The organism is Acinetobacter guillouiae CIP 63.46 (assembly GCF_000368145.1).
Classification (GTDB): domain Bacteria; phylum Pseudomonadota; class Gammaproteobacteria; order Pseudomonadales; family Moraxellaceae; genus Acinetobacter; species Acinetobacter guillouiae.
The window spans coordinates 1,351,910-1,368,593 of sequence record NZ_KB849283.1 but is presented as its reverse complement, the minus strand read 5'-3'; the positions used below and the strand labels follow the sequence as shown (position 1 = coordinate 1,368,593).

Genomic DNA, 16,684 nt, shown 5'->3' with positions numbered 1-16,684 from the left:
TTTGAACGTATTACATTTCTAATCGAATCAATTTTACAAAATCAAGTAAGCTCTAATTTTTAAACGAGCAAAATGATGGATCATAAAATAACGGTTGATGAGGTTGTAGCACGTTCAGTAAAAATCAGAGAACGTTATCATGAGCTAGAGCGAATAAATCATCATGCTGAATGGACAGTGCAAGAGGATGCTTTGGCATTTTTATCTGATGCTGGATTGGTTGGGAGATTAGTCATGGCGCAGACGGGGAAGTGGCTACACAAAGGCGATGCTCAGCAAGAGTTGCAGCATAAGCTAGGTGAATGTGTTTGGTGGTTAGCTATTATTGCCAATGAATTAGATATGGATTTAACTGAAGCCACACAATACTTTTTAGATAAAGCTGAAAAGATTTAAATTTTTGAAAAAACTTCCATAGGAAGTTTTTTTATAATGTTAGTTTAGAAGCCCGCATTTTGGCGGGCTTGTTTCAATTTGTATATTTAGTATGAATGACTAACCGATAAATAAGTCATAGCCCATTCGGCCAATTAAAAATACCAGTAAAATTAAAAAGAAAATACGAATAAAACCACTTCCATATTTAAATGCTAAAGCGGTACCCGCAAGTGAGCCTAAAACATTGCAAACTGCTAAAATGATGCCAGCCATCCATAAAATATGCCCAGAAGGGATAAAGAAAAACATGGCAGCAATATTGGTAGCGACATTGACCAATTTGGCAGATGCAGAAGCATTTAAAAAATCAAAAGCAAATACTTTCACAAACAGAAAGAGTAAAAAACTACCTGTCCCTGGGCCAAAAATTCCATCATAAAATCCAATTAATGCGCCAAAAAATAAACCTAACGCAATTTCTTTTTTACCCGTCTGTAACACAGTATGGATTTTACCTAAGTCTTTTTTGGCAAAGGTGTAGATCGCAATCAAGATCAGTAAAAAGAATACAATATAACGCATCAACTCTTTAGGTATCAATGAAACTGACATTGCACCTAAAAAAGAAAATATAAATGCTGCCAACATTGTGGGTAGTATAAGTTTCCAATTGATTGTAACTTTCTTAAAGTAAGCAAATGCAGAAGATACAGTCCCTGCCATGGCAATGATTTTATTGGTTCCAAAAACTGTGGCGAGACTTTGATTGGGAAAGGCATGCATTAGTGCTGGGAGTAGAACTAATCCACCTCCACCGACCGCAGCATCAATTAAACCCGCACAAAAAGCGAAGAAGCCTAAACTCAGAAGTATTGTCTCGTATTCCATTACAGATTGTTCTAACTGCTATTTTAAGAGAATAATCATAGAATATATTCAAATAAAAGTAATTAAAAAGCGCTAATCTCAATCCATGAGATTAGCGCATTAGTTTTAAATGCTTTGTAAATCTACAAGTTTTTCAAAAAATTAGAAATCAACAGAAGTTTGTAGATAGAAAGTACGTGGCTGTCCTACGTATTTACCACCTGTAGAGTCAGATGAACGAGTAAAATATTCTTGATCAAATAGGTTTTTAATCCCACCTGCAACTTTTAAGCCGTAAAAATCTTGCCCAAAATCATAAGCTGTACGCACAGCAAAAGTTGAGTAACCTGGGATATCGCCAGTACGGCCATCTGCCGTTTCAACGGTTTGGTAAACATTGCCTGAACCCGGCGCATGTTGTTTAGATTGAGCAAACATATCTGCATTGACAGACCATTTGTCAAAGCTATAACCAAGCCCTAAATTTCCAACATGTCGTGAATAATAAGGTAAGTCCTTACCAGCAAATTTACCTGCTTCAGACATTGCTTTGGTAAAGGTATAATTACTATAGACTTTTAAGCCTTGCAGCGAGTCGTTGAGATTACCAAAGTCATAACTTAGACCGAGTTCTACGCCTTTATGAGTCGTTGCCCCCAGATTGGTCCAAATGCCTGTTCCAATAGTGTCTGGGCGTTCAAGTAATAATTCTTTATCAAAGTCTAAATAGAACACTGTAAATTCAGCATTTAAACCATTGCCGAGGTATTTTGTGCCGATTTCATAGTTGTTGGATTTTTCAGGATGGAGACCATCTAAAGTGGTTACAGCTTTATTGCTTTCGACTTTAGCCAACTGGTTATATTGTTGAGGGCCAAAAGAAACCGCTGCATTGGCAAAAACATTCCATTGTTCATTGAAATTGTATTGCACTGCAAGGCTTGGTAAAAACTCATCAGAATTAATTTTTGGATGCACCGTATTGATAAATTTACCATTTTGATAAGCGGTATAATCATTATGGGTTTTAATAGACTCAAAACGTACACCCGGAGTGATGGTTAGTGCACCTAGACCAAAACGGTTATCAATATACACGGCATGCGCTTTGGTTCCACCTTCACTAGTGGTGTTGGAAAGACGTTCACCCGGTGTACCTGTTGCAGTATTATATGGTGCTGTACGACCCGAAAACTCTGAACTGTCTTCTTGTAAATAGCGATAACCGACAGTGACTTCATTATTCATATTGCCCAAAGAGTAGGCGCGTGAATAACGTGGTTCAATGCCAAAATATTTATAATCACGTGGAGAGTTACTAATTCGACTATTTGCAGTACCTTCTACAGCTGACTCTAGATCACTGGTACGGAATGAATCGACATAATAGCCTAAGATTTCAAAGTTATTGAGTTCATCTTTATGGCTATATTTCACAGAAACATCTGAACGACGACCTGCAAAATAGTTACGGTATTGGTTCGACTGGTATGGGTTTTTGGCATAATCTGCAGTCGTTAAGCCCTCTGACATTTCGCCACGGCCTTCATAATGATGCAGATTAAGTGCAATCGAATCTGCATTTGTAAACTGATATGACGACTTTAACATGATGTCATCGATATCTATGTCGTTATTGGCTTCGCGATAGCCATTTCCTTTGGTTCCTGAATAAAGTAGCGCAAGACCTAAACCATTATCCATCGTACCGCCGATAAAGAGGTTTGGACTGTACTTGAGTTGGTCGGTACCTGTGGCGAATTCAGTGGTTAAACCAACAGAGCCTGATAGTTTTTCAGGGATTGCACGGGTATTAAAGTTGATGATTCCCCCCACGTTTTGAGGCCCAAAGCGGACTGAACCTGCGCCACGAACAACGTCCACAGATTCAATATTGCCCATTGAAACAGGTGCCATAGACAATTGTGGTTGACCATAAGGCGCGAAGGATAATGGAACACCATCCATCAAGACCGTGGAGCGAGGTGAGAGGCGAGAGGTTAAGCCACGTACACCCAGATTGAGTGAAACATCACTACCACCTGTTCCATTGCTGTCCTGAACCTGAACCCCTGGCACTTGTTTTAACGCATCACGGATAGAGGTCACCGCAGATTCGTCCATTTTTTTACGATCGATAATGGTACGTGCGCCTGCATGTTTATGAACTTTTTCAGCATTGGCTGCTTCAAGCCAGTTTCCTTCAGCTTGTACGGTGATTGTTTTAAGTGTTTGCGTTGAAGTTTCTTGATTGTCCTCGGCAAAAGCAGCATTGGATATAAAGCTAAGTGAAACAGCAATTGCAAGGCTGAGATGTGAGGGTTTAAACAGGGCGAAGTCAGGTGTTCTATGGCTTAAAATTTTCATAAAGAGATAGGCATTTGAAATTGTGCGTATCTTAATCTCTTCAAGCATATTTTTAAATCAGGATGATTATCATTTAAAACTATTGTTTAATTCAAATTAATAGATTTTTTAATCAAAGATTCACTTTTTTATATTGCAATCGCAAATTTATATAGCGCAATAGCAAAAAACCGTGCATAAGCACGGTCTTTATATTAGGGGCTGTTGACAATTCGTCTACGTTTGCGACTACGTGTGTTTTTTAGGCGATACTAGACGCGAAATACGAAATTTAGTCATGCTAAATAAGTAGTTTGTAACGACGTAGCGGCAAAAAACACGCTAGTCCCGAAGGGTTGTGACTAAAATTATCTCAGCCTTCGTTATGAAACTCGAAAATAGTCTCGCTATTCTCTTCATTTCATGCCTTGCCTGCTCAATTTTAGCCTACAACGCAAGCCATTTATGAAATGTCTACAGACCCTGATCAAAAACTTATTTAAACTGGATCGAACCATTGGCATTGACTGTGATTTTTGATTCTCCCGCTGCCATATTTTGACCACCAACGGCATCGGCAGCTTCGAACTTAGCCATAGATGCACGCGCTGCATATACTGGTTGCGGATAAGAGTTACTGGTGTTGATGTTGATATTGACCAAGTTATAAGACGATTTATTCCACGCTTGCGTTAAAATTTGCGCACGTTGCTGAAAGTTCTTTGAAGCTTCAACCATCAACTCATTTTCAACTTTTTTACGTTGTTCATCAGACACTGTGAAATTAATCGATTGTGTTTGGAAGCTAGTTTGCAATTCGTTGATTAATTGGCTTGCCGCTTTAAAATCTTTACTTTCAATTTGAATTTCTGCACGACCACGCCATTCTTTCAATTTTTGGTTGTCATTGTCATAAACAGGGTAAGTGGTTTGTGAGCCTGTTTCGACTTTAACTTGTGGATACTTTTTGGAAATGCTAATGGCTTGATTCATTAACTGGGTGATTTGAGAAGATAACTCAGCAGGTTGCTTGTTGTTTTTCTCAATAAAAAGTACAGCATGCATTTCATCATTAGACACCTGACGTGTCGCATCTGCTTGAACGTTGACAATATTGTAGTTTAACGGGTCATTTTCTGCTGCCATCGTCATTGTGCTCAGTGTGGTTCCCAAGAGTAAAGTAGTTAAAGCTAAATAACGCATAATGAATCCTTAAAATTGTTTGACTAAATTTTATGACCGAAAGATATATTGTATAAATTGAATCTGTTTTTAATCATAAATCTGGTTTGCGGAAAACTATGGCAGATTTTGTGGTGCATTTGTAATAATTTGCATATGAATTGCAATTTTATTTTTAGTAAAATTTTTTTTAAAATTAAAAGCTTATCAAGTTTGATTGTGGTAAAAAATGATCAGAGTGGTTGAGATTTATAAAGTGATTTTAATTATCGGCTTTTCTTTGCTTTGTCACATAGTATGATGATAATAACCAATTAGATTTAGCTAAATGTTTTTTTCGATAAATGGAGTGTGGATAAGTACATAAAAGATATTTATTTTCTTGTAAAAAACTGTATTATCGCGCTCCTAGTTATGAAGATTAAAAGCACTCTAACTAGATTTCTATAAAGCACCGAGTCAAAGGACCACAAGTCACCCGACTTATTTCTTTCAACCCATATCAGAGATGGTAATTCGATATGAGCGTTACTTCTGTAAATCCTGCTGCCACTTCCACAAACGAATACTACTTGACTCGCCAAAGTCAGATGGAATCGAATGTTCGTAGTTATCCACGTAAATTACCGTTAGCGATAGCGGAAGCACATGGTTGTTGGGTTACCGATGTTGAAGGTACAAAGTACCTCGATTGTTTAGCTGGGGCAGGAACATTGGCATTAGGCCATAACCATCCTGCGGTGATTAAAAGTATTCAAGACACTTTAGCGAGTGGTCTCCCTTTACATACTTTAGATTTAACAACGCCTTTAAAAGATGCTTTCACTGAAGCACTGCTTGCACAACTTCCGGGTGGGCAAGAAGAGTATTGCTTACAGTTCTGTGGCCCATCTGGTGCAGATGGTACAGAAGCAGCGATTAAATTGGCGAAAACCTATACAGGTCGCAATACAGTTATCAGTTTCTCTGGCGGTTACCATGGGATGACTCATGGCGCGTTAGCGATGACAGGTAACTTATCTGCTAAAAATGCGGTAAATGGCTTAATGCCAGGCGTACAATTTATGCCATACCCGCATGAATACCGTTGCCCGTTGGGTGTTGGCGGTGAAGCAGGTGTTGATGCCTTAACTTATTATTTCGAAAACTTCATTGAAGATGTCGAAAGCGGTGTAACTAAGCCTGCAGCTGTGATTCTTGAAGCAATTCAAGGTGAAGGCGGTGTGGTTACAGCACCTGCGAAATGGTTGCAAAAAATCCGTGAAGTGACTGAGCGTCATAACATTGTGTTGATTTTGGACGAAGTTCAAGCGGGCTTTGCACGTTCAGGCAAAATGTTTGCTTTTGAACATGCTGGTATTGAACCTGATGTTGTGGTGATGTCAAAAGCAGTGGGTGGTAGCTTACCATTGGCTGTTTTGGGTATTAAACGTAAGTTTGATGCTTGGCAACCTGCAGGTCACACAGGTACTTTCCGTGGTAACCAACTTGCAATGGGTACTGGTCTTGCAACGATCAATACCATTAAAGAGCAAAACCTTGCACAAAATGCGCAACAACGTGGTGATTTCTTACAAGCTGAATTGAAAAAATTAGCGCAAGAATTCCCATGTATTGGTAATGTTCGTGGTCGCGGTTTAATGATCGGTATCGAAATTGTGGATGAGCGTAAGCAAGCGGATCATATGGGTTCTCTTCCTGCGGATTCACAGTTGGCTGCTGCAATTCAAACGGCATGTTTTAACAATAAATTATTGTTAGAAAAAGGCGGCCGTAGCGGTACAGTGATTCGTTTACTTTGCCCATTGATCATTACTCAAGAAGAATGTGAAGAAGCTATTGCGCGCTTTAAGAAAGCGGTTGCAGAGGCTCTTATTGCAGTTCGAGGCGCTTAATTCATGGTAGATTTTGCAGAACATCGTAAAGCGTTACTCTGCAATGATGCTCAATCTATTGCTGACTATGAGTCAGCAATGGGTGAGGCGACTAAAGCGGTCGCAGCATGGTTGCAAAATGACAAAATGTATACAGGTGGGAGCATTAAAGAACTTCGTGAAGCGATTTCTTTTGCACCGTCTAAACAAGGTCTAGGTTTACACCAATCGCTTGAGCGTATGGTTGAGCTTTTCCTGAACAAAAGTTTGAAAGTACATCATCCACACTCTTTAGCACATTTGCATTGCCCAACTATGGTGACAAGTCAAATTGCTGAAGTCTTGATTAATGCGACCAACCAATCAATGGACTCATGGGATCAAAGCCCAGCAGGTTCTTTGATGGAAGTTCAATTGATCGACTGGCTGCGTCAAAAAGTAGGTTATGGTGCAGGTCAGGCAGGTGTGTTCACCTCTGGCGGCACTCAATCTAACTTGATGGGCGTATTGTTAGCGCGTGACTGGTGTATTGCCAAGAACTGGAAAGACGAAAATGGTCTGCCTTGGTCTGTGCAACGTGATGGCGTTCCAAGTGATGCCATGCGTAATGTCAAAGTGATCTGTTCTGAAAATGCACATTTTTCTGTGCAAAAGAACATGGCGATGATGGGCATGGGCTTCCAATCTGTGGTGACTGTTCCAGTCAATGAAAATGCGCAGATGGATGTTGATGCGTTAGAAAAAACCATGGCGCATTTACAGGCTGAAGGTAAAATTGTTGCTTGTGTCGTTGCGACTGCAGGGACAACCGATGCAGGTGCGATTGATCCATTGAAGAAAGTGCGTGAAATCACCAATAAATATGGCGCGTGGATGCATATCGACGCAGCGTGGGGTGGTGCACTGATCTTATCGAATGACTACCGTTCAATGCTTGATGGTATTGAATTGTCTGATTCGATTACATTGGATTTCCATAAGCATTATTTCCAAAGTATTTCATGTGGTGCGTTCTTGTTGAAAGATGAAGCGAACTATCGTTTCATGCATTATGAAGCTGAATATTTAAATTCTGCTTATGATGAAGAACATGGTGTACCGAACCTAGTGTCTAAATCTCTACAAACTACACGCCGTTTTGATGCATTGAAATTGTGGATGACGATTGAAAACCTAGGTGAAGAGCTTTATGGTTCAATGATTGACCATGGCGTTAAGCTAACTCGTGAAGTGGCAGATTACATCAATGCTACTGCTGGTTTGGAAATGCTGGTTGATCCACAATTTGCATCGGTATTATTCCGTGTAATACCTGATAATTATCCAGTTGAATTGCTTGATACTTTGAACCAAAACGTTGCAGATGAATTATTTGCGCGTGGTGAAGCTAATATTGGTGTAACTAAAGTTGGACAGGTTCAATCTTTGAAAATGACCACTTTAAGTCCAGTTGCAACTTTAGAAAACGTGAAGAATCTTCTTGCCTTGGTGTTAGAAGAAGCGGATCGTATTAAAGATGCGATTGCTGATGGTACCTATACGCCTGCAATTGACTAGATTGATATCCAGTTGATTGACGTTTGAAATAGATTGATTTTATTTCAAAAAAACGCCCGATGAATTTCATCGGGCGTTTTTTATTTAAGGGTGTTTTGATCTAAAATATGATCAAAGACTTGGTCATAAAAAAGAGATCTTATTGATTTCTTTTAAATTGAATATGGGGTATTAAAAATTACACATTGAGCTATTACGGGTGAGATCAGGTCCCCAAGTACGATATCCTTGAGTATCAATATGGATTTGCCCTGAAGCATACAGTCCTAAGCCCATGTTTAAGCTTTGACCATACTGCGACCAGAACTGGCATAATTTGAATTTGGTATGTTCAATATACGCATAATCTTGAGGTTGCGGATTTTCTGGCCCAATACGGAAATCAATGGCTGAATTGAATAGGTGACGTGAAGATCCAGCACCACCGGCACATTGGTTTAAAGGTAAGTCTCGATATACTGAGGTTACAGTAAAATCAGTCAGAACTTTAGAAGCAACCAAGTATTTAAATACTTTTAATGTCGGTAATTGATTACTCCAAAGCTCACGGCTTGGAATCATATATTCAGACTTACCACACTTGTCCCAATCCCGTGCAGTTTTAAATAACTCAAAACTAGGAATAATATTTCCAGCATTATTTTGTTCAAGAAAACGTTCATAATCACGTGCACGTGATTGATTGTCTCCATAGATCAGCCATTGGCGATAAGATGAAGGCATCGTTTTAGGAGGAATGGGTCGCTCAATCGTAATTTTTTCTTCGGGGATGTAAATACGCTGACCATGCGACGTGCTAATTGTTGGATTCTTTTGAGGGGAAGATGTACATCCAGCCAGAATCATTGTAGTAACACCGACAGCAAGTAAACCTTTCAAAATAAATTTCATTCTCAATATTAGCTAAAGCAAGTAACGGGCTATTTTAGTCTAGTTTGGCGCGTGTATTATGGATAAATTGCAAATAAATGTACAATTTACATATTAAAATGCAAAAAGATCAGCCTAAGCTGATCTTTTTTATACAATACTTATTTTTCTAAGTATTGTAATTTATCGGCTTTACCATTCCACTCTTCACGATCTTCAGGTTGATCACCGATTTGAGTAATGTTTGGCCATTTTTGAGCAAGTTCAGCATTTAATTCAATAAATACTTCTTGACCTTCAGGGAGTTCATCTTCAGAGAAAATTGCATTTGCAGGACACTCAGGTTCACATAGCGCACAGTCAATACATTCGTCTGGACTAATGACTAGGAAATTTGGACCTTCATAAAAACAGTCTACTGGACATACTTCTACGCAGTCTTGATATTTACACTTAATACAATTTTCAGTGACAACAAAGGTCATGGCGTCAGCTACCTAAAAATATGGTTCTAATTAATAATGCTGTATTTTAGGGAAAACGCCGCAAACTAACAATTGCTTTTATTGATATTTAATATAGAAGAACCTGCTAAATCAATTTTTTTTATAGAAAATTCTTCTAACTTGTGATGAATTATGCATTTTTTAAAATATGCGCTGTAATTTTGATGTTGCCATAGGTGAAAAAATGCTAAACATATTCAAAAAAGAACATAAATATGAGACTAAATCACAGAAGCGAAATGGGGTTATTACCTTGGTATGCTGTTTTTTTAGCCAATTGCTATATTCAGAACTATTTAGAATTCTTTAGACCTGTATTTTCAGTATGAGTCAGATCATCACAAAGTATAGATAAGATGAATATCTTCAGGTTCTAATTCCCATAATTGCTGATCAGGTTTTTCTAAGACCAGCGCGCCTTGTTTAAGATAAAAGTCGACAGTACGCTGGGTTGGTGTTGCTGAAATATACAGTTGTTGTGCACCAAGTTGCTCAGCTGATTTTATCGCTGAGTGCATGAGCTGTGTACCAAGACCAAGGCCTTGATGATTTGCATCGACATAAAAATATTGTAATAGCTTCGCCTCTGGATAATCAGTGATGACTTGATTAGATACCAGTTGCACACCAATTAATCGATTCAATTGATTAAATGCGCCCACACATCGTCCACCTTGAATAAGATGCTGCTTTAACAGCAGGGGATCATTTTCTAAATGATATTCATCCCAGCTTTGCACATCATAAAAACAATCGACCAAATGTAAATTTTGCTTTTGTTGTAGATACATTTGAGTGATTAATTCACGTCGATCAATATGTTGCCAAATGAGATCTATATCGGAAAGCTGCAAGGGCCTAAGTGAGATATTGATATTATTCTCCTAAAACTTAGTACTCCATCACCTATTATGGAGTGCTATTTTACGCTTTAGACTGGCTTAAGTTATCGTCTAGATTGCTCTTTAAAGATTAATAGACGCAAGTTATTTCCAGCCTAAGTAGAGGATTTCAAACTTACTTAGACTGGATAGCTGTTACTGCTTATGCATTTAGTGCTGCTTTTAATGCATAGAGGTGATCAAGCGCTTGGCGAGGGGTTAAATCATCGACATCAATATTTGCTAAAGCATCGAGTACTGGTGATGATTTTTCAACTTCAACGACTTTTTCAATTTCAATGATGTGTTCAAACTTTTCAGGCTCAACGGTTTCAACTTCTGCAAATAAGTCATTTTGCACAACGGATTGCAATTGTTGCTGTTGTTGTTTCTCTAAAATTTTTAAACGCTTTTGCGCTTCTTTAATCACCCCCGCAGGGATCCCCGCAAGTTTTGCAACTTGTAAACCATGACTTTGGCTGGCAGGACCTTGTTGTACTTTATGCAATAGAATCAAATTACCATTTAACTCTTTGGCAGTCACATGGTAGTTATCAATAGCCACTTCTTTTGAAAGTTCAGTTAATTCAAAATAATGTGTGGCAAAGAGACATAAACATTTGATTCGTTTGGTTAGATCAAGCACACATGCCCAAGCTAGGGATAGTCCATCATAAGTACTTGTACCACGACCAACTTCATCCATAAGCACCAAAGACTGATTGGTTGCATGGTGCAAAATCTGAGATGTTTCTGTCATTTCCACCATAAAGGTAGATTTACCAGTAGATAAATCATCAGCAGAGCCTATTCGAGTAAATATACGGTCAATTGGTCCTAACTTCGCTGTTTTAGCTGGGACGAAACTACCACAATACGCCAGCAAACTAATCAGAGCAGTTTGACGCATAAAGGTTGATTTTCCGCCCATGTTTGGCCCTGTAATGATCGCCATACGATGATTGAAATCGAGTAGGGTATCGTTAGGGGTAAATGGTGTTTTACTGAGTGACTCAACTACAGGGTGGCGACCTGCGGTAATTTTGATCCCGATTTCTGGGCTATATTCAGGTCGATTCCAATTATTCAAACGGGCTTGATGGGCAAAGTTTGCCAATAAATCGATATGGGCAATCGATGCACTCATCATTTGTAAATTGGCAATATCCGCTCTTAATTCTTCCAGTAACATTTCAAAGAGTAGTTTTTCTCGCGCAAGCGCACGTGATTCACTGGAAAGCACTTTATCTTCAAAAGATTTTAACTCTGGAGTGATATAACGCTCGGCATTTTTCAACGTCTGACGACGGATGTAATGATCAGGCGCTTGTTCAGCTTGGGCACGGGTGAGTTCGATATAGTAACCACTGACACGGTTATAACCAATCTTCAGGGTATTGATGCCTGTGTTTTCTCGCTCTTTGATTTCTAAATCAATCAGGAATTGGCCTGCGTGATCACGGATTTTGCGCAGTTCATCGAGCTCATCATCAAAACCTTCTGCAATTACATTGCCATCACGCAATAGTACAGGAGGATGTTCAACAATCGCAGACAGTAAACGTTGGTGTAATCCATTAAAATCGCCCAATTCTTCATTCAATTGCACAATCAATTTAGATTGTTGAGTTTCAAGAATCGGTTGGATTGCATGTCTTAAAAATGGGATTTGTGCACATGCTTGACGAAGCTGCACCAAATCACGAGGACGTGCACTGCCAAGTGCAACACGACTTAAAACCCGTTCAATATCGCCAATTTCTTTTAAGACTAAGCGAACAGGACTTTCATGGTAGCCTTTCAGTAAAGTATCCGTTGCATCTAAACGTGCATCTAAGATTTGAGTATCACGAATGGGCTGCATCAAGGTACGTGCCAGCAATCGTCCGCCCATTGCTGTTTGGCAGTCATTGATTAAGCTAAACAGCGAAATGCCGTGCTCAAATAAAGGATCAATAATTTCTAAATTACGGCGTGTAACAGGATCAAGTGCAATAAAATCTGAGCTTTGTTCTAATTTAATTGAACGAATATGTGGTAACGCAGTTTTTTGAGTTTCTTTGGCATAATGAATCAGTGCAGCGGCAGCCGCTTTAGCCAAGGGTAGATGGTCAATACCAAAACCAGAAAGTGTGGAAACTGCGAATTGGTCACATAAGGTTTTTTGTGCGTTATTTAAATTAAAATCGACATTGGGCCGTTTGGTAATCGGGCATTCAATTTGTCGTTTAATATCTTCAATAATATTTGGGTCGACAATGTCCTCATCGACCAATATCTCACTTGGCATTAAGCGAGCTAATTCAATCGCCAAGCTTTCAGATTTAAATTCTTGTTGTTGAACTTTAAAAATACCCGCACTTAAATCCAGTAGTGCCATACCAATTTGGTTTTGTTGAAAGCAGATTGCAACAAGATTCGATGCTTGTGTTGCGGTTAACAGGGCATCATCGGTCAATGTTCCAGGGGTAATAATTCGCACTACACCGCGTTCAACAGGTCCCTTACCTGTGACTTCACCAATTTGCTCACAGATGACAACCGCTTCGCCTTTTTTAACCAAACGCGCCAAATAGCCTTCCGCAGCATGGTATGGAACACCTGCCATTGGAATAGGTTCACCATTGGCTTTACCACGATGAGTGAGGGTAATACCCAAAAGTTTTGCGGCTTTTTTTGCATCGTCAAAGAACAGTTCGTAAAAATCGCCCATGCGATAGAACATTAAAGAGTGTGGATGCTGCATTTTTACTTTTAGATATTGCTGCATCATAGGGGTGTGGGAGGATAAGTCAGCCATTGTTTCCATGCTATTCATGTATGTTAAATCTCTAAATTTAAATAATAAATAAGTTTATTTTGAAAGTTTGGCTATCTAACCAATTCTAACAACTTCTGTGCAAATCTGACCTAAGCAAAGGAAAAAGCATCGCTTTAGTGTACTTTTATTAGTGCCAAAATTGAGTCAACAATGTGTGAGGAAACAAATTGGTTTCTCTCGGTCGCCATCTTAACAAATTGAGGCTGATTCACAAAAAGGAATCCGAAGATGAGTGCGGAAATTAGCAACAAAAAGAAAATGGCATGATCTGCTCGTGCTATTGATAAGATGAAGATAGGGGATGTCGTAAAAGAGGTGGGTTATCTCTATTTAACTAAAGTGATTATTGTTTTACGCTCTGAAGTTAAGAAAAATATACAAGGTGTGCGAAATTTAAAAGGACAACTTGAAGCAAGACGAACTATATGCTTATGTAATTACAGATAAAATAACACCTGATCTGATTAATGGCGTAGTTAAAATTCTCTAGATATAGCGGGTTCTGCCATCATAAAATTTATCATTCTACGCACTTTGCAAATGGTCAAAATCATTTTTATGGAATCGAAAATTATTGGAATTAAAATCAAAGGTTAGTATGAAAATAATAATATACCGAAAAAGATTATTTCCCTTATTTTTGAAGGAAAGGGGGGCAAGATTTACTACGGAAGTCCAAAACCACTATTGAGAATTTTGAGATCATGGACTGGAATTTAAAGCTCATCTAGTAGGACTCCGTTTTTATTATTAGATGATCAATATTTTTTAAAAACAATTAATTACGCTAAATTAAAGCATCTATATTTATTTATGTTTGGAAGTTAAACAATTGATTACTTAATTTGAAATGGTAGTATGATTAATGGTTTTAATGTAAGATATTTATAGAATTTTTCTGATTATTTAGCATTTTTGTTTTATATGATAAACAAAATGTTTAAGATGTAAAGAAAATAATAATCAATAATTTTAAACTTTAACGTCCAGTTTTTTTAAGTAATTATTGTTTTGTCAAAATCAAGCACAAAGGTTAAACGAAAATATAATCGAACTTATCTAAGGAAAGGTGATCATGCATTTATTCTCATTTCTATCTTCTTAACGAGAGTTAAATATCAAGGTTGGAATGATGGACAAATTAAAAAAGTATTGAAAGAAGCGACAAGTAAAGATTATGAATATTTATATTTTACTTTAAAAATGAGTTTAGATAAGGAAAATATTTAAGGTATATTGGAAATTCAGTTCAAAGGAACTGAATTTCCCTTTTTAATTATTGAGATTTTAATGTTTTTATTTCATTTTCTAAGGCTTCAATTTTACGTTCTTTCTTTTTAATCTTATTTAAATTTCCAGATTTTTGCTCTAGTTGTATTTCTGATTTAAGTTTTTGTATTTTAATTTCTTTTTCTTTGATTTTAGTGTCTGTTTTTTGCTTTAATGTCACATTATTGCAATGTATCTGATTTTCTTTTAGTGCTTTTTTAAGACCATTTATTTCGTATGTATTATTATGTTGTATTGCAATTTTTAATTTACTTTCGATTTCTTGTTGTTTTGATTCGCATGATTGAAAATTTTGAGCATTTGAAGTGTTAATTGATACGAAGATTATTGAGGCTGTAGCAATACATTTATAAAAATTCATTCAGGTTATTTCCTTTTTAGCGTTTGATTGTTTTTATTTTAGTTTGAAAAATATTTATTTATCAAGTTATTTGATAAATAAACTTGATAAATATGATTGATTTCATTTTATTTCTTTAAGTCATTATTAAAATTCAATAATTTGTCTTGTATTGGGTATTTTATTATTTTTGTTAAACTTATCACTCTTTTCCTTGTGAGTTATGAGTAAATTTATCTAATTGAATTCAATAAATAATTTTTTAAAATAGTAAATTTATATTTAAATTTTTAAGAAAATTTGTTTTAAATGTATAAGTAATTTGTGTGAAATGTAAAGAAGTGTTTATCGCTTAAAGATTATTATCCTCATAGTTTCATTTGGTTTTATTTATCATTTAAAGGTGTATTTATGAAATTAGTAAATCGTTTTCTAGCAATAGCAACTATGAGCATTATGGTTACAGGCGTTGCAAATGCTGCGCCTACAGTAACATTTCAAGGGGAAGTTACAGATCAAACTTGCCAAGCTTCAATCAATGGTGGAACCAATGGCGTGGTTTTACTACCTACGGTATCAGCAAATACGCTAACTTCTTCTGGTGCCACAGCAGGTTTGACACCTTTTACGATTAATGTCACTGGATGTACTGCACCTAGCTCAGATCTTGATATTAAAACAAAATTTTTAGGTCACTCAGTAACTACGAGTGGCAATTTAAGCAATGTAGCAACAGTTAATCCTGCTACTAATGTTGCGATTCAGTTGACTAAAGAGGCTGCTGGAACAACTTCAGTTGTTCTAAATGGGCCAACAGCTGTTGAAGGTCTGAAATTACTCAATGGTGCAACAAGTGCCAGCCATGATTTTGGTGCGCGTTATATTTCTGAAGCTGGTGGTGCAACACAAGGTGCTGTGACCTCAGTTGTTGAATACACCTTAAGCTATCAATAAGGTTTTATCTGATCTGCTACTTAAGTAGCAGATCAATCAATTTTTTGGTTGGAGTGGTAAAAATGAGTAGGTGGATCGTCGTCAATATTATAAAAAGTCATATTTTGATTGGTGGCTTAACCATAATGTCCGCTGCCTTCTCAGGTGTAGTTCTTACAGGAACACGTGTAATTTTTCCTGATGGCCAAAATGAAAAAACGATTTACTTACAAAATAAAGATCAATATCCAAACCTTGTACAAATTTGGCTAGATGAAGGGGATGAAGATTCTACTCTTGAAAAAAGCAAAGCTCCCTTTGTTGTTAGTCCACAGATTTTTCGGATAAATCCAAATACTGGACAAACTGTACGCTTAATATTTACGGGTGAGGAAAACGTCTCAAAGGATGTTGAGTCACTGTTTTATTTGAATTTTTCTGAGTTTCCTGCACTAAAAAAACAAGACAGCGATAGTAGCCGTTTAATGATTGTATTTAAGAATCGTGTCAAGGTTTTTTACCGTCCTAAAAATTTGAAAGGTTCTACAGCAGATGCTTATAAAAAAGTTCAATTTGCCTTGGAAAATGATGGAACAAAAAAGCAATTAAACATTCAAAATTCATCTGAATATTATGTGAATATTAAAGAATTAAGTTTAGTTGCTGGAAATAGCGAAATCGTGGTGAAAAAAAATGACTTAATTGCTCCAAAAGCTAAAGTTAATTGGGTAATAAATAATAATACGCATAGTTTAAAAGATTCAAAAATTAAACTTACCCTTGTTAATGATTATGGTGCTTTAGTCGTCCACGAGATTCCTCTGAATAAATAATAAGCG

At 37.3% G+C, this 16,684-nt stretch carries 13 protein-coding genes and 1 pseudogene; 6 read left to right on the top strand and 8 right to left on the bottom strand.

Annotated elements, in window-relative coordinates:
• Positions 1 to 75 precede the first annotated feature (75 nt).
• Positions 76 to 396 (top strand): nucleoside triphosphate pyrophosphohydrolase family protein, encoded by a 321-nt coding sequence (locus tag F981_RS11515; protein ID WP_004721698.1) that lies wholly within the window; start codon positions 76 to 78, stop codon positions 394 to 396.
• 99 nt (positions 397 to 495) lie between these two features.
• On the opposite strand, the gene F981_RS11510 is transcribed toward F981_RS11515, so the two are convergent.
• The 3 genes from F981_RS11510 to F981_RS11500 all read right to left on the bottom strand — a co-directional run bounded on the left by F981_RS11510 (position 496) and on the right by F981_RS11500 (position 4,794).
• Entirely contained in the window at positions 496 to 1,266 is a 771-nt protein-coding gene (locus F981_RS11510; RefSeq protein ID WP_004721696.1) for a sulfite exporter TauE/SafE family protein, read from the bottom strand.
• A gap of 141 nt (positions 1,267 to 1,407) precedes the next feature.
• Complete coding sequence (locus F981_RS11505) at positions 1,408 to 3,612, bottom strand: TonB-dependent receptor family protein (RefSeq protein ID WP_035371568.1); 2,205 nt, start codon at positions 3,610 to 3,612, stop codon at positions 1,408 to 1,410.
• Positions 3,613 to 4,086: 474 nt separating this feature from the next.
• Positions 4,087 to 4,794, bottom strand: coding sequence for an SIMPL domain-containing protein (locus tag F981_RS11500; protein WP_004721692.1), 708 nt, complete (start codon positions 4,792 to 4,794; stop codon positions 4,087 to 4,089).
• Between the two features lie 500 nt (positions 4,795 to 5,294).
• On the opposite strand from F981_RS11500, the gene F981_RS11495 reads away from it, so the two are divergent.
• Positions 5,295 to 6,668, top strand: a complete 1,374-nt coding sequence (locus tag F981_RS11495; RefSeq protein ID WP_004721690.1) for a diaminobutyrate--2-oxoglutarate transaminase — start codon at positions 5,295 to 5,297, stop codon at positions 6,666 to 6,668.
• A gap of 3 nt (positions 6,669 to 6,671) precedes the next feature.
• Entirely contained in the window at positions 6,672 to 8,204 is a 1,533-nt protein-coding gene (locus F981_RS11490) for a pyridoxal phosphate-dependent decarboxylase family protein (protein ID WP_004721689.1), read from the top strand.
• Between the two features lie 171 nt (positions 8,205 to 8,375).
• Here F981_RS11490 and F981_RS11485 read toward each other — a convergent pair whose 3' ends face one another.
• The 4 genes from F981_RS11485 to mutS all read right to left on the bottom strand — a co-directional run bounded on the left by F981_RS11485 (position 8,376) and on the right by mutS (position 13,279).
• On the bottom strand, positions 8,376 to 9,095 hold the full coding sequence (locus tag F981_RS11485; protein ID WP_004721687.1) for a D-Ala-D-Ala carboxypeptidase family metallohydrolase: 720 nt from the start codon (positions 9,093 to 9,095) through the stop codon (positions 8,376 to 8,378).
• A 140-nt stretch (positions 9,096 to 9,235) separates the two neighbouring features.
• Positions 9,236 to 9,559: a ferredoxin FdxA gene (gene fdxA / locus F981_RS11480; protein WP_004721686.1), complete on the bottom strand. Its 324-nt coding sequence runs from the start codon at positions 9,557 to 9,559 to the stop codon at positions 9,236 to 9,238.
• A gap of 359 nt (positions 9,560 to 9,918) precedes the next feature.
• Positions 9,919 to 10,449: a GNAT family N-acetyltransferase gene (locus F981_RS11475; RefSeq protein WP_035371558.1), complete on the bottom strand. Its 531-nt coding sequence runs from the start codon at positions 10,447 to 10,449 to the stop codon at positions 9,919 to 9,921.
• A gap of 175 nt (positions 10,450 to 10,624) precedes the next feature.
• Complete coding sequence (gene mutS, locus F981_RS11470) at positions 10,625 to 13,279, bottom strand: DNA mismatch repair protein MutS (protein WP_004721684.1); 2,655 nt, start codon at positions 13,277 to 13,279, stop codon at positions 10,625 to 10,627.
• Positions 13,280 to 13,776: 497 nt separating this feature from the next.
• On the opposite strand from mutS, the pseudogene F981_RS24420 reads away from it, so the two are divergent.
• Positions 13,777 to 14,002: pseudogene (locus F981_RS24420) on the top strand (IS1595 family transposase); the annotation flags it as partial.
• Positions 14,003 to 14,558: 556 nt separating this feature from the next.
• Here the strand turns inward: F981_RS24420 and F981_RS11465 are convergent.
• Positions 14,559 to 14,933: a DUF1090 family protein gene (locus F981_RS11465; RefSeq protein ID WP_004721683.1), complete on the bottom strand. Its 375-nt coding sequence runs from the start codon at positions 14,931 to 14,933 to the stop codon at positions 14,559 to 14,561.
• Between the two features lie 390 nt (positions 14,934 to 15,323).
• Between F981_RS11465 and F981_RS11460 the strand changes: the two genes are divergently transcribed.
• Positions 15,324 to 15,866, top strand: a complete 543-nt coding sequence (locus F981_RS11460; RefSeq protein ID WP_004721682.1) for a fimbrial protein — start codon at positions 15,324 to 15,326, stop codon at positions 15,864 to 15,866.
• Between the two features lie 125 nt (positions 15,867 to 15,991).
• On the top strand, positions 15,992 to 16,678 hold the full coding sequence (locus F981_RS11455) for a fimbrial biogenesis chaperone (RefSeq protein ID WP_228129025.1): 687 nt from the start codon (positions 15,992 to 15,994) through the stop codon (positions 16,676 to 16,678).
• Positions 16,679 to 16,684: the final 6 nt, after the last annotated feature.